The organism is uncultured Pseudosulfitobacter sp. (assembly GCF_963976325.1).
GTDB lineage: Bacteria > Pseudomonadota > Alphaproteobacteria > Rhodobacterales > Rhodobacteraceae > Pseudosulfitobacter.
In genome coordinates this window covers 973,437-991,846 of record NZ_CAXBJW010000001.1, presented here as the reverse complement: position 1 = coordinate 991,846, position 18,410 = coordinate 973,437, and the positions used below count along the sequence as shown (strand labels likewise).

General features: G+C 62.3%; 15 protein-coding genes. 7 read left to right on the top strand and 8 right to left on the bottom strand.

Annotated elements, in window-relative coordinates; translation table 11 throughout:
- The first annotated feature begins 302 nt into the window (after positions 1–302).
- Positions 303–2,168, top strand: a complete 1,866-nt coding sequence (locus tag AAC077_RS04890; protein ID WP_339767072.1) for a Hint domain-containing protein — start codon at positions 303–305, stop codon at positions 2,166–2,168.
- Here AAC077_RS04890 and AAC077_RS04885 read toward each other — a convergent pair.
- Positions 2,165–2,773, bottom strand: a complete 609-nt coding sequence (locus AAC077_RS04885) for a nucleotidyltransferase family protein (protein ID WP_339767071.1) — start codon at positions 2,771–2,773, stop codon at positions 2,165–2,167. The genes AAC077_RS04890 and AAC077_RS04885 overlap by 4 nt on opposite strands.
- 320 nt (positions 2,774–3,093) lie before the next feature.
- On the opposite strand from AAC077_RS04885, the gene AAC077_RS04880 reads away from it, so the two are divergent.
- Positions 3,094–5,514 (top strand): FAD-dependent oxidoreductase, encoded by a 2,421-nt coding sequence (locus tag AAC077_RS04880; protein WP_339767069.1) that lies wholly within the window; start codon positions 3,094–3,096, stop codon positions 5,512–5,514.
- 73 nt (positions 5,515–5,587) lie between these two features.
- Positions 5,588–6,712: a histidine kinase dimerization/phosphoacceptor domain -containing protein gene (locus tag AAC077_RS04875; RefSeq protein WP_339767067.1), complete on the top strand. Its 1,125-nt coding sequence runs from the start codon at positions 5,588–5,590 to the stop codon at positions 6,710–6,712.
- Here the strand turns inward: AAC077_RS04875 and AAC077_RS04870 are convergent.
- From AAC077_RS04870 to AAC077_RS04855, 4 genes are all read right to left on the bottom strand, one after another.
- Positions 6,687–8,003 carry an HlyC/CorC family transporter gene (locus AAC077_RS04870; protein WP_339767065.1) on the bottom strand — a complete coding sequence of 439 codons (1,317 nt, stop codon included), beginning with the start codon at positions 8,001–8,003 and terminating at the stop codon, positions 6,687–6,689. The genes AAC077_RS04875 and AAC077_RS04870 overlap by 26 nt on opposite strands.
- 107 nt (positions 8,004–8,110) lie before the next feature.
- Positions 8,111–9,085, bottom strand: coding sequence for a site-specific tyrosine recombinase XerD (locus AAC077_RS04865; protein ID WP_339767063.1), 975 nt, complete (start codon positions 9,083–9,085; stop codon positions 8,111–8,113).
- Positions 9,082–10,641: a hypothetical protein gene (locus AAC077_RS04860; protein ID WP_339767061.1), complete on the bottom strand. Its 1,560-nt coding sequence runs from the start codon at positions 10,639–10,641 to the stop codon at positions 9,082–9,084. The genes AAC077_RS04865 and AAC077_RS04860 overlap by 4 nt, the downstream gene beginning before the upstream one ends.
- Positions 10,631–10,780, bottom strand: coding sequence for a hypothetical protein (locus AAC077_RS04855; protein ID WP_339767059.1), 150 nt, complete (start codon positions 10,778–10,780; stop codon positions 10,631–10,633). The genes AAC077_RS04860 and AAC077_RS04855 overlap by 11 nt, the downstream gene beginning before the upstream one ends.
- An 80-nt stretch (positions 10,781–10,860) precedes the next feature.
- Between AAC077_RS04855 and AAC077_RS04850 the strand changes: the two genes are divergently transcribed.
- Positions 10,861–11,457: a shikimate kinase gene (locus AAC077_RS04850; protein ID WP_339767057.1), complete on the top strand. Its 597-nt coding sequence runs from the start codon at positions 10,861–10,863 to the stop codon at positions 11,455–11,457.
- Entirely contained in the window at positions 11,450–12,550 is a 1,101-nt protein-coding gene (gene aroB, locus AAC077_RS04845; protein ID WP_339767055.1) for a 3-dehydroquinate synthase, read from the top strand. The genes AAC077_RS04850 and aroB overlap by 8 nt, the downstream gene beginning before the upstream one ends.
- A gap of 21 nt (positions 12,551–12,571) precedes the next feature.
- Here the strand turns inward: aroB and ssb are convergent, their stop codons facing one another.
- The gene (gene ssb / locus AAC077_RS04840; RefSeq protein ID WP_339767053.1) at positions 12,572–13,081 is read right to left on the bottom strand and encodes a single-stranded DNA-binding protein; all 510 of its coding nucleotides are present in this window, start codon (positions 13,079–13,081) and stop codon (positions 12,572–12,574) included.
- A gap of 189 nt (positions 13,082–13,270) precedes the next feature.
- Here ssb and AAC077_RS04835 point away from each other — a divergent pair, with 189 nt between their 5' ends.
- Together AAC077_RS04835 and AAC077_RS04830 are read left to right on the top strand one after the other, a co-directional pair.
- Complete coding sequence (locus AAC077_RS04835; RefSeq protein WP_339767051.1) at positions 13,271–13,855, top strand: lytic transglycosylase domain-containing protein; 585 nt, start codon at positions 13,271–13,273, stop codon at positions 13,853–13,855.
- Between the two features lie 322 nt (positions 13,856–14,177).
- A complete protein-coding gene (locus tag AAC077_RS04830) occupies positions 14,178–14,687 on the top strand; it encodes a hypothetical protein (protein ID WP_339767049.1) in 510 nt (169 codons plus the stop codon).
- 61 nt (positions 14,688–14,748) lie between these two features.
- Here the strand turns inward: AAC077_RS04830 and AAC077_RS04825 are convergent, their stop codons facing one another.
- Positions 14,749–16,833 carry an ABC transporter ATP-binding protein gene (locus AAC077_RS04825; RefSeq protein WP_339767046.1) on the bottom strand — a complete coding sequence of 695 codons (2,085 nt, stop codon included), beginning with the start codon at positions 16,831–16,833 and terminating at the stop codon, positions 14,749–14,751.
- 99 nt (positions 16,834–16,932) lie between these two features.
- Positions 16,933–18,402, bottom strand: a complete 1,470-nt coding sequence (locus AAC077_RS04820; protein ID WP_339767044.1) for an ABC transporter permease — start codon at positions 18,400–18,402, stop codon at positions 16,933–16,935.
- Between the last annotated feature and the right edge of the window lie 8 nt (positions 18,403–18,410).

The window sequence follows — 18,410 nt, the reverse complement described above, 5'->3', positions numbered from 1 at the left end:
CGCCTCGCGCCCAACCAACATATGCAGTGAGTGAGTCGCCGGTGTGGCCGTAGGTCACACCGGACGCGGAAAACGACGCAGGGGGCTGTGTCGTTTTTTGCGTTCAATGTTCATGGAAATTCAACACTGTTTCCTAAACGGAAAAACTGCCGCATTTCGTGACGTCAACTAAGGCGAAAATATGGGCTCAAAGGCCAGTTTGTGCCCTATCCCCATATACTTCCTAAAATTGTTTGCTAATACATCTTTAAGACGAGCGTGGGGGCGTGACGTCTGCAAACTCAGTTTGGGAAACCGCTGCCATGACCGTGATCAATGGGACGAATAACAACGACACTCTTCAGGGTGGAGCTGGCGACGATGTGATAACCGGCCTGAACGGCCAGGATCGTATCTCGGGCGAGGGCGGCAACGATTACATCTCGGGCGGCGAAGGCAACGACACGCTGTTCGGCGATGCGGGCGAAGGAACAGCGCCCGGACAGGACGCGTCTGCCCTGTCACTGCGCAGTGACAACGTTGTGTCGCAGACCTATTACGGAAACAATGCGGGCGCGGGCGACTCGGCCATTTACAGCAACGTGGCAACGCTGGCGGATGGCACACCAATCTCGGGCCGCTTGGTTCTGGTGTCGAAATCCGACAGCAAACTGTCGGTCGATCTGACCGGTGGCCGTGGTTCTGAAATTCTGCTGAACAATCAATATTTCAGCTCGGGCAAGGGCGACACCGCCACATTCCGGTTCGAGTTTTTCGACCCCGCGACAGGTCAGCCTGTTGCACTGAACTCGGTTGCGACGTTCAACGATCTTGACCGCAACGGCACCGGCGACCAAGAGGCGGTGACGCTGCAAGCCTCCAGTTTCTCGGCCTTTGGTGTGGCGTCGAATTCGGTTTTGAACGTTCAGACCACATCGACGACGGTCACGGCGATCGGCAGCGGAAACAACGACCCCGAGGATCAAGAGGCGTGGTTCAGCGCCGAATTCGAAAACCGCACATTCATCGAATTTACGCTGGAATCGCGCAGCACGCAGTCTGGCTTTACCTTCTCGGGTGACCTGATCGACGACGCGGTCGTGACGCCAATCGTGGCGGGCAACGACACCATCGACGGTGGTGCAGGCCAGGACGTGATCTTTGGCCAAGGCGGCGATGACGTGCTGTCGGGCGACGACGGTGACGATTCCGTCGACGGTGGCGAAGGCAACGATCTGCTGAATGGCGGTCAGGGTCAGGATACGCTGATCGGTGGCGCAGGCAACGACACGCTGATCGGTGGCACTGGTGATGACACGATGACCGGCGGTGACGGGCAGGACCTGTTCGTGATGGGCAAGGACCATGACACGGCCAACGGCGGCTTTGGCAGTGACCGGTTTACCTTTGACGGTATCAATGGCGGCACCATTGTCGGTGGCGAAGATGCGGACGGCTCGGACATCGACGTGATCGACCTGACCGGCGTGCGCGCCAAGGTCTATTCCGACGGGCCGGGCACTGAATCGGGCCACATCGAGTTTTTCGACGAACATGGCAACATTTCGGGTCGCACCAACTATTCCGAGATCGAACAGATCATCATGTGCTTTACCCCCGGCACCATGATCGCCACCGACAAGGGCGAAGTGGCTGTCGAGTCATTGAAACCCGGTATGCGTGTGTTTACCCGTGACAACGGCCTGCAAAAACTGCGGTGGGCCGGTCGTCGCGATCTGACCCGCGCCGAGCTGGCCGCGCGCCCCGAGTTCAACCCTGTGTTGATCCGTCAGGGCGCTTTGGGCCGTGGTCTGCCGGATCGCGACATGCTGGTCAGCCCGAACCACCGGATGCTGATCACATCGGATCTGGCCGCTGTCATGTTCGATGACCGCGAAGTTCTGGTCGCAGCCAAGCATCTGACCATGATGGAAGGCGTGGACATCGTTCAGGCGGACAGCGTCAGCTATATCCACCTGATGTTCGACCACCACGAGGTTATCCTGGGCGACGGCACGTGGACCGAAAGCTTCCAACCCGGCGATATGTCACTGCGCGGGATCGGATCAGAGCAACGCCAGGAAATCCTGTCGCTGTTCCCCGAACTTGAGACGTTGCAGGGGCTGGAAGATTACACATCGGCCCGCCGGTCGCTGCGGTCCTTCGAGGCGCGGTCGCTGCTGGGTTAATCCCGCGCGGCGCGCCAGTTGGCCCAATCTTCGGGTGTGTCCAGATCATTGCGCGCGCGGTTGCCTGTCAGGGCAATCCGCGCGACGCGGTCACCCACGCTTTGCACAATCGACTGGCCGCCGTTGTCGCCTGTCAGGTTTGCAAACTGTGCAAACAAAGACTTTGCAAAGACGATGGGGTGGCCTGCACGCCCGTCCGCTGTGGTGCCGCGCCAGATCAAGGTTTCTGATTTAAGATCAACAGACTGCAAGACGGTCTTCAAGTCATCCGCGGTCAAATCCGGCAGATCCCCCAGCAGCAGCAACGCCGCATCAGCCTGTTCCGGCAAGGCGGCAAAGCTTGTGCGCAATGACGCGCCCATGCCTTCGGCGGCATCGGCCACAGGCACCGGCGTCACATCCAGCCCGCTGATCGCGGTATAGCGATCGTGCGGCGCGGGCGGCAGCGCCACCAACACCTGCCCACAGACCTGCCGTGCGATCCGGCATTGCCGCCGGATCAGCGGCTCGCCGTCCACATCCTGCAACAGCTTGTCTGCGCCACGCATACGCGACGATTGCCCTGCGGCAAGAACGATGGCGGGGATGATGTTGTGATGATCCATGCGCCCACCATAGTCAGCCGCGCATTCGTGCGCCATCGGCATCAAAGGGGGGCGTCAACGTCACGGTGGCGGGGCGCATCTGGCCCAGTATTTCGATGTGTACTTTCAACCCGTCCGAAAGCGCTTGGGCCGGCAGGAACCCTTGGGCGATGGATGTGCCAGCGGGGCGCTGCCCCGGACCCCCGGAGTTTGGCTGGCAAGATGAAGCCGGTTTATTTTTGCGCTTGGTGTTTGGCCGACATGGGGCGTCGGAAATGATCAATCTTGCGCAGCACAAGGCGGCAGGTTGGGGCAGATACACTGAACAAAGGCCAGGCCCCATGCGCACCCATGCCCAAGCTGTCGTGATCGGCGGCGGCGTTATCGGATGTTCGATCCTGTACCATCTGGCCAAGCTGAGCTGGCGCGATGTGGTGCTGCTGGAACGGGACGAGCTGACATCGGGCAGCACCTGGCACGCGGCGGCCAATATTCACGGGCTGCATGACAGCACCAACATCAGCCGCATTCAGCATTACACGATGGGCCTGTACAGGGACCTGGAGCAGGAGACCGGACAGGGCTGCGGCGTCTTTCAGCCCGGATCGCTGTACCTGGCGCAGACGCAGGCGCGCGAACATCAGCTTCGGTTGCAAGCGGCCAAGGCCAAGCTTTACGGCATGAACTTTGTCGAAGTGGACCGGACCGAGGCCGAGCGGCTGCACCCGCTGGTGGATTTCGACGGCATCCGCTGCATCATGTGGGAACCCGAGGGCGGCAATGTGGACCCGTCCGGCGTGACCAATGCCTATGCCGCGGGCGCGCGCGCGATGGGGGCCGAGATTGTGCGGTTCTGTCCTGTCACGGGAACCGAACAGCAGCCCGACGGCACATGGATCGTGCGCACGCAAAAGGGCGATATCGCAACGCCTTGGGTCATCAACGCCGCCGGCTTGTGGGGGCGCGAGGTGGCGGCAATGGCGGGGTTGACGCTGCCGCTGCAACCAACCGAACATCAGTATTTCGTGACCGAGACCATCCCCGAGATTGCCGCATTGGATCGCCGTTTGCCCTCGGTCGCGGACCGGGACGGCGAATATTACCTGCGGCAAGAGGGCAAGGGGTTGCTGGTTGGCGCCTATGAAAAGGACATGCGGTTCTGGGCCGAGGACGGGACACCGCCGGGCTTTGGTCACGAACTGTTTGCCGACGATCTGGAACGGATCGAGGACAACATGATGCGGGCCATCGACCGGGTGCCGGTGGTGGGAACCGCAGGGATCAAGCGGGTGATCAACGGGCCGATGATCTGGTCGCCCGATGCCAACGTTCTGTTCGGACCGGTGCCCGAGCTGCGCGGCTATTTCTGCTGCAACGGCATCATCCCCGGCTTTTCACAGTCGGGCGGCATGGGCCTGTTGGCGGCGCAGTGGATCATCGAAGGCGAGACGCAATACGATATGTTCGCCTGGGACATGGCGCGGTTTGGCGACTGGGCGGACAAGGCGTTTACCAAGGCGCGGGTGCGCGACCAATATGCCAACCGCTTCAAGATCCACTTTCCCAACGAAGAACGCAGCGCCGGACGGCCTGCGCGCACGCGGCCCGTCTATGATGTGCAAGGTCAGTTGGGCGCGGTGTTCGGGCTGAACGCAGGCTGGGAGCATCCGCTGTGGTTTGCGGATGCACCGGGCGCGCAGGACACTGACGGGTTCACGCGGCAGAACTGGTGGGGGCCTGTGGGGACCGAATGCCGGATGCTGCGCGACCGTGCGGGCATTATCGACATCTCGAACTTTGCCAAATACCGCTGCAAGGGACCGGGGGCCGAAGATTGGCTGAACGCGGTCTTTGCCAACCGGATGCCGGTGGCGGTCGGGCGGTCGTGCCTGACGCCGCTGATCGGCAAGCGGGGCGGGATCGCGGGTGATTTCACAGTGACGCGCACCGCCGACGATGAATTCTGGGTGATCGGCTCGGGCATGGCGGAACGCTATCACCAGCGGTTTTTCCGCGCGGTGCCACTGCCCGAGGGCACGACGTTTGACAGCATGACCGAGGCGATGTGCGGGTTCAACGTGGCCGGTCCTGACAGCCGCGCACTGTTGCAGCGGCTGACCAATGCGTCACTGGACACGGACGATTTTCCGTTCATGCGGTCGCAGTGGATCGAACTGGCGGGCGTTCAGGTGCTGGCGCTGCGGGTGTCGTTCACCGGCGATCTGGGGTGGGAACTGCATTGCCGCACGCAGGACCAGACGCAGCTGTACGCCGCGTTGATCGAGGCAGGCAAAACCTTTGGCGCTGGCCCCGTGGGCAGCCGCGCGTTGATGAGCTTGCGGATCGAAAAGGGCTATGGTTCTTGGGGGCGCGAATACAGCCCCGAATACTGGCCGCAAGAGGTGGCGTTGGACCGGCTGTGCAAGATGGACAAGGTGTTCTTGAACCGCGACGCGCTGGCCACAACACTGGCACAGCCTGCGCGCGAACACCTTGTGCTGCTGGCGCTGGATGCCGCCGATACCGACGCGTCAAACGCGGATGCGACAGGCGGCGAGCCGATTTTCAAGGACGGGCAGGGCATCGGGCGCGTGACCTCTGGCGCTTATGGCTATTCGGTGGGGATGTCGCTGGCACTGGGATACGTCACTGGGGCCGTGGCCGGTGACGTGGTCGACGTGATGGTGCTGGGCCAGCCGCACCGTGCCACGATCCTGGCCAAGCCACCCTTTGACCCGGAAGGTGCGCGATTGCGTGCTTAATCGGCGGCTAAACTCTTGAATGCGGGGGGCAAACGTATAAGAACCGGCTCTTATAGCATTTTGAGGGCCACGAATGCGCGCACAGCTTCACCCCAAACAAAGCGAACGGCTGGCACATCTGCGCGAGCTTGGGATTCTGGACACCGAGGCGGAAAGCCAGTTTGATGAAGTCGTTGATTTGGCTTCTAAAATTTGTGAGGTTCCGATTTCCCTGATTTCGCTGGTGGATGAAACCCGCCAGTGGTTCAAGGCGCGCGTGGGGCTGGATGCGCCCGAAACCGATCTGGATCGGTCGATTTGCAGCCATGTGATCCTGCAACATGATCTGGTCGAGATTGCCGACACCACGCGCGACGTGCGCACAGCGGACAATCCGTTGGTCGTGGGCGATGAACACATCCGGTTTTATGCGGGCGTGCCGCTTTTGTCGGACGGCGGGCTGCCGATTGGCACATTGTGCGTGCTGGACACCGAACCGCGTGTTCTGACCGACCTGCAACGCACCACGTTGCGGGTGCTGGGCGGGCAACTGATGCGCCAGATCGAATTGCGGCTTGCCCTGCATCAGGCCGAGGTGCTGCGCGGCGAGATTGACCACCGCGTCAAGAATTCGCTGCAAACGGTGCTGTCGGTCGTGCGTATGTACAAGTCACGCGTGGACAACGCCGTGGCGATCGAGGCCCTGTCCGCGGTCGAGCGGCGCATAGATGCGGTGGCGATGTTGCATCAGGAATTGTACCAGACCAGCCAGTCGGACCGCGTCGCACTGGCCCCCTATCTGGTCCGCGTGGCGTCGCTGCTCGAGGCGTCGGCGCCGTCGAACGTGCGTCTGGACATGAACGTCTGCGCGGTACAGGTCGTGTCGTCAACGGCGGCCAATATCGGCATGATCGTCAGCGAGTTTACCGCGAATGCGATCAAACATGCCTTTCCCGACGGGCGGCGTGGCACGGTGACGATTTCGGCCGAGTTGTCCGCCGATGGCGCCACATTGCAGGTGCATTGCCGCGATGACGGCATCGGCAACGCCAATCCGGCCGAGGAAAACGAAGTGACCCGTCTGGGCCAGCGTCTGATGCAGGCCGCGGCCTTGCAAATCGGGGCAGAGTTTACGCTTGAGGCGCAGTCAGACGGCTATCATCTTCTGATGAAGATGCCGATGCGCGCGGCCTCTAGCGTCGGACAAGCGGCCGAATAGCCAGCGCCGCGATCCGGTTGCCGTCGCGCGCGGTCACTTCAAACCGGAAGCCGTGGAACGAAAACACCTGACCCACCTCGGGGATCATCTGTGCCTCGTGGATCACCAGGCCGGCGACGGTGTTCGCCTCGTCATCGGGCAGGGTCCATTCGGTGGCGCGGTTCAGGTCGCGGATGGTCATTGATCCGTCGACGACAAACTGCCCGTCCTCGCCGCGTGTCACCGGATGGTCGGCGTCGGGGTCAAATTCGTCCGTGATCTCGCCCACGATCTCTTCCAGAATGTCCTCAAGCGTGATCAGCCCCTGAAGGCTGCCGTATTCGTCCACCACCAGCGCGAAATGCGTGTTCAGACGCAGGAATTGCCGCATCTGGTCGTCCAGCGTGGTGGTTTCCGGCACAAAATACGGGTCGGTGGCCACGTCCAGAATGTTAAAGGACTTCAGCGCCTTGGCGTCGCCATCCGGCCCGCCAACAATCTTGTACATCGCGCGCAGCAGGTCCTTGGCATGGACCACGCCAATGATGTTTTCCACGTCATCGCGGTACAGCGGCAGGCGGGTGTGGCTGGATTTCAGACATTGCTCAAAGATGGTCTCGGGGTCGTCCTGGGCATTGATCATCTCGATGCCCGAACGGTGCAACATGATCTCTTCGACCATCCGGTCACCCAGATCCAGCGCGCCCAGAATGCGGTCGCGGTCTTCTTTCTCGACCACACCTTCGGAATGGCCCAGATGCAGCGCGCCTGCGATTTCCTCGCGCACGGCCAGGACGTTGCTGTCGGGGTCAATGCGCACGCCGAACACGAACAAAACACCGCGCACGAAATAGCGCACGGCGGCCACGATGGGCGAAAATACCAGAATGATCAGCGCAATGGGCCGCGACACGGCGGCAGCCGCGCTTTCGGCGTTGGTGATCGCGTAGGTTTTCGGCAGCACCTCGGCAAAGATCAGCACCAGCAGCGTCATCACCAGCGTCGCCAGCGCCACGCCGCTTTCGCCAAAGACACGGGTGAACAGCGCCGTGGCCATCGAGGCCGCCAGAATGTTCACAAGGTTGTTGCCCAGCAGGACCGAGCCGATCAGACGTTCATTGTCTTCGGTGATCTTCAGCGCCCGCTGCGCCCCGCGCGAGCCCTTGTCGGCCTGGCTGCGCAGTTTCCCGCGTGACGCCGCGGTCAGGGCCGTTTCCGAACCGGAGAAGAAGCCGGAGAGAAACAAAAGAAACAGGATGATCCCGCAGGTGATCCAGAAAGCGCTGTCCAGCGTTGCAGAAGATGGGTCCATTGGTACGTTTATGATCCTTGAGGGTTCATAGGGTTATGGGGGCGATGGGCCGCGCATTCAAGGGAAGGCGGGCAGATGTTTGCAGCACACCCGGGGCAAGGGGGCAGTTATTGGTCGTCCTTGGGGGGCTTGCCCGGCGCTTTGCGCATCCCGTCGTCTGCCAGCGGGTGATGGTCCAACACCAGTTCGGTCAGGCGCGCGTCCAGCACATGGGTGTAAATCTCGGTCGTGGCGACATCGGCGTGGCCCAGCAGCGCCTGAATGGACCGCAGATCGGCCCCGCCCGCCAACAGGTGCGTGGCAAAGGCGTGGCGCAGGGTGTGCGGTGTGACCTTGTCGGGGTTCACGCCGCCCGCCACGGCAAATTCCTTGATCATCAGGTAGAACCGGTGGCGGGTCAGGTGCCCCGCTGCCCCACGTGACGGGAACAAAAACCGCGAGGCAGGCTTGCCCTTGGTGCGGGCAACATCCTCGGCGGCGTCGCGTGTTTTCAGCCAGTCGGCCAACGCCGCGCGGGCCGGGGGCGACAGCGGCACGATGCGTTCCTTGCCACCCTTGCCGAGGATCAGCAACATCCGCGGATCGCCCCGCGCCGCACTGACCGGCAGGCCCACCAGTTCGGTGACCCGCATTCCGGTCGCGTACAGCAGTTCCATCAGGCAGGTGTTGCGCGCCGCATCCGCGTCATTGCGCCCCGACGCGCGGGCCGCTTCCAGCAGGCGGTCCACCTCGGCGATGTCCAGCGTTTTGGGCAGGCGTTTGTCCTGTCCCGGTCCCGAGATCTGGATCGCGGGGTTTTCAGCGCGCCAGCCTTCCTCGAAGGCAAAGCGGTACATCTGCTTGATCGACGACAGCCGCCGCGCGCGGGTGGATTTGGCCAGCCCCTGATCGTCGCAAAACACCAGATAGGTTTCGATGTCGGCCTGTTTCACGGTGTCAAAGCTGCGGCCCTGACGGGTGGCCCAGGTGGCAAAATCTTTCAGATCGCGCCCGTAGGCCAACAGCGTATTCTGCGCGGCCCCCAGTTCAGCGGCCTGTGCTTCGATAAATGTGGAAATCCAGCGGTCGGTGTCGGCGCTCATGGCGCGGGCCTTAGCATGATTTCCAGCGCGGTGCGGCGCGCGTTGTCTTCCAGTCCGAGTGCCCGCAGGGTGGCCAGCCCCTGACGCAGGCTGTCGGGATCGCCCTTGGCGCCTTCGTTCACCAGATCCAGCGCGCTCAGCAATGCCAGCCCCAGCTTGCCAGTGCGGGCCAGTCCGATCAGCGTGGCATCTGGCGTCGCCACGGAAAACGCATCGACCAGCGCCTTTTCCATCGGCCCGTTGGGCTGCGCACCCGTGGTGTCGCCCTGCGCCAGCGCCACCAGCAGCGGCGCACGCGCGGCAGCGGTGGGATAGCGGGTGGCGGCCTGTTCGTACGCGGGCGACAGCAGCATCGTCTCGAACGCTGCGGTGCTGGCGGCGCGGTCCTGTAGCGCGGGCAGACGGTCGCCATAAAGGTTGGCAAAGGGCACGGCCAGCCCGGCGGTCTGCATCTCGGACCAGGCGGTGGGCAGGGTCTTGGCCACTGCCTCGGCGCTGTTGCTGTTCAGCGCGGTTTCGAACCGTTGCACCGCGCGCACCCGGTCCCACAGTCCGCCGGATGCTGCGGGTTGCCGGTCGGTGTAGATGCCCAGAAGGCGGTTGTCCGCAACGGCCCCGGTTTGGGCCAGCCGCTCGACCGCCAGCAACTGCGACCGCCAGCCCGCCAGTTCGCGCAGATCGGCGTTGGCATAGATGCGCGGCCACAGGGCGGTGGAAATGGGGGTGCCGATGGCCTCGAACACGCGAAAGCTTAGCGGATCGTCCTTGGCGGGGGTGGGCAGGTCGGGTTCCCCCTCGAACAGGTCGGGGTCCAGAAACCGCTCAAGCATATCGGCGCGGGCTTCGGTGATCGCATCCAGCGCGCGGGCGGTGCCTAGCAGCAGCACGGCGGTGTCCCAGTCACCGGCGCGGGCGGCACAGAACACACGTGTGGCATAATCCGGGGCCAGCGACGGTTTGCTGGTGATCTTGGCACAGGCGGTGTCCTCGGTGCCGGCCAGCAGGCTGGCGTCGAAATAGCGGGCAAAGACGGCTGGCGACACATCGGGGCCGATCTGTTCAAGCAGCGCCAGCGCAGGATCAAGCGCGCCCATCCGCATCAGGGCATCGACCCGTGCCAGATTGAACGTCTGATCGTGCACCGAAGGCGGCAGCGCCTCGGCCAGCAGCAGCGTGTAGAACAGCGATTGCGTGGCGGGCAGGCGCACGGCCTTGGTGTTGGCAATGGCATCGGCCAGCTCGGCCCCGTCGGATGCTTGCCACAGGGTGTCAGGCAGGCCGGTCACCGACGCAGGGGCCAGTCCCACGCGCCGCGCCGCAGGGCCATCCAGCGGCGCCACCGTGATCGCAGGCACATTGCCGCTGGGGGCGACGGCGGGTTCATCCCTTGTGGGCCTGTTCTGCGCGGCGGGTGTGGGGGCGTTGCGGTCCAGCCAGTCGATGACCGACAGCGGCGCCTCTTGCGCAAGCGCAGTGCCTGCGGGGACAGCGGCCCCCAGCATCAGCGCCAGAATGCGGCCCGACCTGCGCGAAATGACGCCGACCTTATTTGCCATCGAGCGTCACGGGCACACGCACTTCGGTCTGCGGCGGGTCGAAATCCGCGCCGAAAAACGGACCGACATAGGCATAGACCACCAAGCCTATTAGCCCCAGAACGATTAGATATATCAGATACTTGATTAGTTTTCCCATGTCTCAGCCTGCCCCGGGTCTTATGATTTTGACCAAGTTATATATGGCCTTTTCTCCAATATCACGTCATTCACCGGAATATGAGCGAAATTCAGCAATCTACGCCAGATAGTTCAGCAGATGCTGCGCAGTTTGCGCTGCACAAAACCGTTGTGCTGGTCGGGATGATGGGCGCAGGCAAGACCGCCGTGGGCAAGGCGCTGGCGGCGAAACTGGGTGTGCCGTTTCTGGACAGCGACCACGAAATCGAAGCCGCGGCCAACATGACCGTGCCCGAGATATTCGAACGCGACGGCGAGCCGTTCTTCCGCATCAAGGAAACGCAGGTGATCTCGCGGCTGTTGGACAATTCCCACGGCATTCTGTCCACGGGCGGCGGTGCGTTTCTAAGCGACGAGAATCGCAACAACATCTCGCAACGCGGTGTCTCGGTCTGGCTGAACGCTGACCTGCCGTTGTTGTGGCAGCGGGTGCGGTACAAGGACTCGCGCCCCTTGCTGCGCGACCCCGACCCCAAGGGCAAGCTGACGCGGCTGTATGAAACGCGGGTGCCGATTTACAATCTGGCCGATCTGCATGTTGCGTCAAAACCGTCGTACAGCATTGACGATATGGCCGAACGGGTTTTGGCGGCGTTGCTGACACGGCCCGATGTGTTGGAGAAACTGGATGCGTGAAACCGTACATGTGGACCTGCCGGGGCGCGATTATGACGTGCTGATCGGCACCGGCCTTCTGGCCGAAGCAGGCGCGCACATCGCGCCGTTTCTGAAACGGTCGCGGGTGGTTGTGATCTCGGACGAGACCGTCGCGGCGCTGCATCTGGCGGCTTTGCAGGACGGGCTGCGCGCCCATGGCATCGACAGCGCGGCCATGACATTGCCCGCAGGCGAGGCCACCAAAAGCTGGCCGCACCTGATGGCCTGCGTCGACTGGCTGCTGGATCAAAAGGTCGAGCGGGGCGACATCGTCGTGGCCCTGGGCGGCGGGGTGATCGGTGATCTGGTGGGCTTTGCCGCCGCGATCCTGCGGCGCGGGGTGCGCTTTGTGCAAATGCCCACGTCGCTGCTGGCACAGGTCGACAGCTCGGTCGGGGGCAAGACGGGGATCAACACAGCCCACGGCAAGAACCTGATCGGGGCCTTTCACCAGCCCACTTTGGTGCTGGCCGATGTGGATGTGCTGGGCACGCTGACGCCCCGCGATTTTCTGGCAGGCTACGGCGAGGTGGTGAAATACGGGCTGCTGGGTGATGCCGCATTTTTTGACTGGCTCGAAGGGCAGGGGCCAGCACTGGCCGCAGGCGACGTGCCCGCGCGCATCGAGGCGGTGCGCCGGTCGGTGCAGATGAAGGCGGACATCGTCGCGCGCGACGAGACCGAACAAGGCGAGCGGGCGTTGCTGAACCTTGGTCACACGTTCTGCCATGCGCTTGAGGCGGCAACAGGCTATTCCGACCGTTTGTTTCACGGCGAAGGCGTGGCGGTGGGCTGTGCGCTGGCCTTTGCCCTGTCGGCACGACTGGGTCTGTGCAGTCAGGAAGACCCCAGCCGCGTGCGCGCGCATTTGCGCGACATGGGCATGAAGACCGATCTGGCGGACATTGACGGGGAACTGCCGGGGCCGCAGGCCTTGCTGGCGCTGATGGGGCAGGACAAGAAGGTTGTGAATGGCCAGCTTCGCTTTGTGCTGGCGCGCGGCATTGGTGATGCTTTTGTCACGGGCGATGTGCCGCCCGAGGCCGTGTTGGATGTTCTGCGCGACGGCTAGGCGCCGCGCAGAACCAAATCCTTAGAACGGAATTTCATCGTCCAGATCGCGCGACGGCATCGGCGCGCTGTTGCCGCCACCGCCACCAGACGACTGGCCGCCATAACGGTCATCGGACGGGCCGCTGTCATAGCCGCCACCGCCACCACCGTAATTGCCACCGCCGCCGCCACCACCGCTGGGTCCGTCCAGCATGGTCAGCGTGCCGCCGTACCCTTGCAAAACAACCTCGGTCGAATAACGGTCCTGACCGGACTGGTCTTGCCATTTGCGCGTTTGCAACTGGCCTTCGATATACACTTTTGAACCCTTTTTCAGGTACTGCTCGGCAATCCGCACCAGACCTTCCTGGAAGATGGCCACCGAATGCCATTCGGTCCGCTCTTTGCGCTCGCCGGTATTGCGGTCTTTCCACGTCTCCGAGGTGGCGATGCGCAGGTTGCACACCTTGCCGCCGTTCTGGAAACTGCGCACTTCGGGGTCGCGGCCCAGATTGCCGATAAGGATCACTTTGTTCACTGAGCCAGCCATGATGTCCTCTCACTCATTCGTACCCGATCGGGCGATTCCCGAACGGTCGTGACAACCTACAGACTGGCCGACCCGTGGTAAACAGAAGCCTAACGCTTAAGGGGTGGCCCAAGGCACAAGATTAAGTATAGTGCGCCCACGTATGAAACCAAAGCCGTGCGGGCTTTGTATCTTCGGGGGCTGAACGATATGCGCGTATGTATTTCTGCGCTGGTGATCGGTGCGACACTGACAGGTGCGGCACAGGCAGACGTGTTTTCAACGCGCAGTCGGGGCAAGCTGTTCGGATCGCAGACCAAAGTTTTGGACAACCGTGCGTCGCAGCAATACACCGCGTCGGTCAAATTGCAGCCGCCCAAGGTGAACACGCCGACGAAATGGGACATCAACCCGGCCTACAGCGGCAAGTACAAGGGCGTCTATCTGACCGCCGCCCGCGAGGCCGCGCGCCGTCACGGGGTGCCCGAAGACCTGTTTTTGCGGTTGATCCAACAGGAATCAGGCTGGAACCCCACGGCCAAATCGCACAAGGGCGCGCTGGGTCTGGCACAACTGATGCCTGGCACCGCGCAGCGTCTGCGGGTGGACCCCAGCGATCCGCACGAAAATCTGGACGGCGGCGCGCGCTATCTCAGCCAGCAATTCCGCACCTTTGGCAGTTGGCGGCTGGCGCTTGCGGCCTATAACGCTGGCCCCGCGGCGGTGAAGCGCCACAAGGGTGTGCCGCCCTACAAAGAAACCCAGAACTACGTGAAAATCATCTGGGGCAGCTAGGCGACCCGCGCAAGGGCGCTGCTTTACTGACAAACCCCATCAAAGGTGGTCCGCTGACGTCCAGATACTGCGTCTGGCGGCGCTGTATAGACGTGGCGCAGGCAGGTTCCCGCCACTTTGAGAAACGCATTTGGTGTGTCTTGCGGTGGCGTTGTTGCCGCGCTGTCTTCTGAAAAGCTGTTTGATTTCAGGCGTATGGGCGTGTTTCCGCCGGTCTGACAACCGTTTCCCACCCTTTTACACGCCGCTTCGGAACCACTTTGCAGGTCTGTCCGTTGATCAGCACAACCTGGGCCATAACGGCCGCTGAAGGAGTAAGACCATGAAGACGACTTTTGCAAAACTGACCGCTGTAACAGCGCTTGCCCTACTGCCACTGGGGGCTTTCGCTGAAACGCCGATTTCTGAAGTGAACGTTCATGCGAACCTGAATGAATATGTCGACGCAAACGCGATGCAGTATTACCCGCAGATAGCAACAGACGTGCAACGTCTGATTGCCGAACGTCTGGACCTGACAGGCGACGCGGGCGATCCGATGATCGACGTCGAGATCAAGGGCGTCTTGCTGGACGGTGATTCCGTGCTGCCCGACAGCGCAGAGTTCAACGAACTGCGCGCGACCATCAACTACACCGATGACAACAATGAGATCAACGCCGAGGCCATGCCGCTCTGGATCAAGGCATCGACAGCCGACACAACCCCGCAAGAGGGGGTGATCTTTGTCGCGCCGGACCGTACCGACTTTTACGTGGCGATGATCACCACGCTGGCCAACACTGTCGTCGACAACATCCCTGACATTGCCCGCGGCGACAAATCGAAATAACCCACGCTTTATGACAGTTCAGGGCCGCAGTTCACGCTGCGGCCCTTTTCCATGCCCGTTTCTATTCTGCCGCGATCTGGATCACCGGCTCCATCTCGGCGAATTTCTCTGCACTCAGGTGGCATTTCACCTGATGCCCCGCCGCCATGTCCCGCAAGGGGGGCACTTCGGTCTCGCACAGATTGCCGGGCACCTGGCCCTTCCACCCGCAGCGCGTCTGGAACGGGCAGCCGGGTGGCGGGTTCATGGCAGATGGAATTTCGCCTTCCAACACGATGTGCTTTTTCTTCACCCGCGTGTCGGCGATGGGCACGGCCGACAACAGCGCCTCGGTGTAAGGGTGGTAGGGCGGCGAAAAAACCTGTTCCGTGGTGCCCAGTTCCACCACATGGCCCAGGTACATCACCATCACGCGGTCCGCGAGGTATCGCACGATGCTCAGATCATGGCTGATGAACAGCAGCGTGGTTTTATGTTCGCGCTGTATTTCCATCAACAGATCGGTCACTGCCGCCTGCACCGACACATCCAGCGCCGACACAGGTTCATCCGCCACCACGATCCGCGCGTCGCCGGCAAAGGCGCGCGCAATGCCGACCCGCTGCTTTTGCCCGCCTGACAGTTGCCGCGGCATCCGGCCCGCAAATTCGCGCGGCAGCTTGACCAGATCCAGCAGCTCCAGCATCCGCTGCCGCCGGTCGGCTTCGGTCTTGCCGACCCTGAAGATCTCAAGCGCGCGGATGATCTGGCGGCCCACGGTCATCGACGGGTTCAATGTGTCGAAGGGGTTCTGGAACACCATCTGCACGTCGGCCACGGTCTGCGTGTCGCGTTTTTCAATCGGGATGTCTTGAATCTCGCGGTTATCCAGGGTGATCGTCCCTTGGGTCGCCGTCTCCAGCCCCATCAGGACCTTGGCAAAGGTCGACTTGCCACAGCCGCTTTCGCCCACAATCGCCAGCGTTTCGGATTCGCGGGCCTCGAAGCTTAGGGTTTCATTGGCCTTGACCACCTTTGTCGCAACTCCGCCGAACAGCGCATTGGCGGCGACCTCGTAATATTTCTTCAGGTTGTCCATACGCAGAACCACCTCGCCGATCTCGCCCTTCTGCTTGACCTCGGCCAGCTCGGGCTGTGCCTGCCAGTCGATTTCCTGAAAGCGCAGACAACGGGTGTTGTGCACGTCGTCACCGGGCACCGGAAACATCGGGATGTCACCCTGATCACAACGCCCCGCTTCGAAATAGTCGCAGCGCGGGCCAAAGTTGCAGCCAACGGGCCGCTCGTGGGGCAGGGGAAAGTTGCCGGGAATGGCGATCAGCGGGCGCGCGTTCTTGTCGGCACCGGGCAGGGGGATCGACCGGAACAGCGCCTGCGTATAGGGGTGCTGCATCTCGTCAAAGACATCCTCGATGCTGCCGCGCTCGACCGCTTCGCCGGAATACATCACACAGATCTTGTCGCAGGTTTCCAGCACCAGCCCCAGATTGTGACTGATGAACAGCATCGAGGTGCCGTATTTCTTGCCCAGACCCTTGACCAGCTCGACCACGGCCGCCTCGACCGTCACGTCCAGCGCTGTGGTGGGCTCGTCCAGGATCAGCAGGGACGGCTCGGACATCAGCGCCATCGCGATCACGATCCGCTGCTGCTGCCCGCCCGAAAGCTGGTGCGGATACGCGTCCAATATGCGTTTGGGGTCGGGCAGCTTGACATCCGTCACCAGCTCCAGCGCCCGCGCGCGGGCCTCTTTCTCGCTCATACCGGCGTGGATCATCGGCACTTCCATCAGCTGCCGCCCGATCTTCATCGCAGGGTTCAGCGACGCCATCGGTTCCTGATAGATCATCGCAATCTCCGACCCGCGAATGCTGCGCAATTCCTTTTGCGTCATCGCACCCAGATCGCGGCCCTTGAACCTGATCGACCCGCCCACGACGCGCCCGTTCACGCCCAGGTCCTGCATTACCCCCAGCGCCACGGTGGATTTGCCACAGCCGCTTTCGCCCACAAGCCCCACGGCCTCGCCCGGCTCAATGCTGACCGAAAAGTCCATGACCGCAGGAATTTCCCGCAGCCGGGTGAAAAACGAGATCGACAGCTTGTCGATCTCCAGAATGGGGCCGTCATAGGCGTCTTTGACCATTGTCGTTCTCCCTTGCCGCCAGTGCCCCTGCGGGGCTTCTTTTGGCCATAAATATCCCGGGGGTCCGGGGGCAGCGCCCCCGAAATCGGCCCCGCGTCGTCAATCGCGCAACGATTCCTCGCGCAGCCCGTCGGCCAGCAGGTTCAGCCCCAGCACCAGCGTCATCAGCGCAAAGGCCGGTGCCATCGCCGCGTGCGGATAGATCGACAGCAGCCGCCGCCCCGAGTTGATGGTGGTGCCCCAGTCGGGGCTTTCGCTTTCCAGTCCCAGACCAAAGAACCCCAGCGTGCCCAACAGGATGGTGGTGTAGCCGATGCGCAGGCAAAAATCGACGATCAGCGGCCCGCGCGCGTTTGGCAGGATTTCCCACAGCATGATGTACCACGGCCCCTCGCCACGGGTTTGGGCGGCGGCCACATAATCCCGCGTCTTGATGTCCAGCGCGAGGCCGCGGACGATGCGGAACACTGTGGGCGCATTGACGAAAACCACCGCCACAAACACCGTCAGCAATCCGCTGCCCATGTCGATCCAGTCGGCAAAGGCGGGCAGTCCCGGAACGCGGTAGCTGTCATTCGCCACAATCGACCCGTCGTTCGAGATGAGCGAAAGATAGGCCCACACCAGCCCCCCCAGCACCACGATCAACAGCGGGGTGCGCACCGTAGGCCGCGTGTAATAGCGCGCATTCAACAGCACCGCGCAAAACACGATGGGAAAGGAAAACAGCACCGCCGCCATGACGTTGGGGATGCCGGTCGCCGCAATCTCGGGCGTGACCAGCAGGTAGAACAGCAAGATCACCGGAAAGGCCAGGATCAGGTTGGCCAGAAACGACAGGACCGTATCCAGCCGGCCGCTGTAATATCCCGCAGGCAGGCCCAATGTGATGCCCACCATAAAGGCGAACAGCGTCGCCATCGGCGCGATCTTGACGACGATCCACGCGCCCTTGACCACCCGCGAGAACACATCGCGCGCCAGATTGTCGCCCCCCAGCAGGAACCACTGGAAATCACCCGCTTCGGCCCCGCTCAGCGGGGTGCCGGGCAGGGCGTTTTTCATCCCCGAAACCGGGCTCAGCGGGTCATGTGTGATCAGCATGTCGAACGCGCCGCCCAGAACGCCGGTGAACACCCAGAACATCACCAGACCAAAGCCGACCATGCCGATCGTGCTGTCAAACAGCTTGCCGTAAAGCCCCAGCTTGCGTTTGAACGTGATCGACACGGCAAACAGCGCAATCAGCGCGACCCAGACCGGCCACATCAGACGCGACAGCCCGCCCAGAATGCCCGCTTTGGTGCCCAGTATCACGCCCCCCAGCAGATAGATCAGCACCATCGTGATCACTGCGAAAAAGCTGTAGTGCAAGGCCTTGGCACTTAGTCCGGTCACACCCGAGGGCGCCATCAGCGTGCCATCGGCGTTCACGCCAAGCGGTCCGCTGTCGGATACGAAAACCGACACCGCAAGGCGCGCGATGATGGCCAGCGCCAGCGCGGCCGCCACAGCAAAAAAGGCGACGTTCAGCCCGCTCAGGGTGCCTGTCCATGTCAACGGTTCCATCTGTCAGG

Bases quoted from the DNA above. Each gene is read 5' to 3' on its own strand.
- AAC077_RS04875 (WP_339767067.1), top strand. From the start codon at position 5,588: ATGCGCGCACAGCTTCACCCCAAACAAAGCGAACGGCTGGCACATCTG.
- AAC077_RS04850 (WP_339767057.1), top strand. From the start codon at position 10,861: ATGAGCGAAATTCAGCAATCTACGCCAGATAGTTCAGCAGATGCTGCG.
- AAC077_RS04830 (WP_339767049.1), top strand. From the start codon at position 14,178: ATGAAGACGACTTTTGCAAAACTGACCGCTGTAACAGCGCTTGCCCTA.
- AAC077_RS04825 (WP_339767046.1), bottom strand. From the start codon at position 16,833: ATGGTCAAAGACGCCTATGACGGCCCCATTCTGGAGATCGACAAGCTG.
- AAC077_RS04885 (WP_339767071.1), bottom strand. From the start codon at position 2,773: ATGGATCATCACAACATCATCCCCGCCATCGTTCTTGCCGCAGGGCAA.
- AAC077_RS04880 (WP_339767069.1), top strand. From the start codon at position 3,094: ATGCGCACCCATGCCCAAGCTGTCGTGATCGGCGGCGGCGTTATCGGA.
- AAC077_RS04820 (WP_339767044.1), bottom strand. From the start codon at position 18,402: ATGGAACCGTTGACATGGACAGGCACCCTGAGCGGGCTGAACGTCGCC.
- AAC077_RS04855 (WP_339767059.1), bottom strand. From the start codon at position 10,780: ATGGGAAAACTAATCAAGTATCTGATATATCTAATCGTTCTGGGGCTA.
- AAC077_RS04890 (WP_339767072.1), top strand. From the start codon at position 303: ATGACCGTGATCAATGGGACGAATAACAACGACACTCTTCAGGGTGGA.
- AAC077_RS04860 (WP_339767061.1), bottom strand. From the start codon at position 10,641: ATGGCAAATAAGGTCGGCGTCATTTCGCGCAGGTCGGGCCGCATTCTG.
- AAC077_RS04870 (WP_339767065.1), bottom strand. From the start codon at position 8,003: ATGGACCCATCTTCTGCAACGCTGGACAGCGCTTTCTGGATCACCTGC.
- AAC077_RS04835 (WP_339767051.1), top strand. From the start codon at position 13,271: ATGCGCGTATGTATTTCTGCGCTGGTGATCGGTGCGACACTGACAGGT.
- AAC077_RS04865 (WP_339767063.1), bottom strand. From the start codon at position 9,085: ATGAGCGCCGACACCGACCGCTGGATTTCCACATTTATCGAAGCACAG.
- ssb (WP_339767053.1), bottom strand. From the start codon at position 13,081: ATGGCTGGCTCAGTGAACAAAGTGATCCTTATCGGCAATCTGGGCCGC.
- aroB (WP_339767055.1), top strand. From the start codon at position 11,450: ATGCGTGAAACCGTACATGTGGACCTGCCGGGGCGCGATTATGACGTG.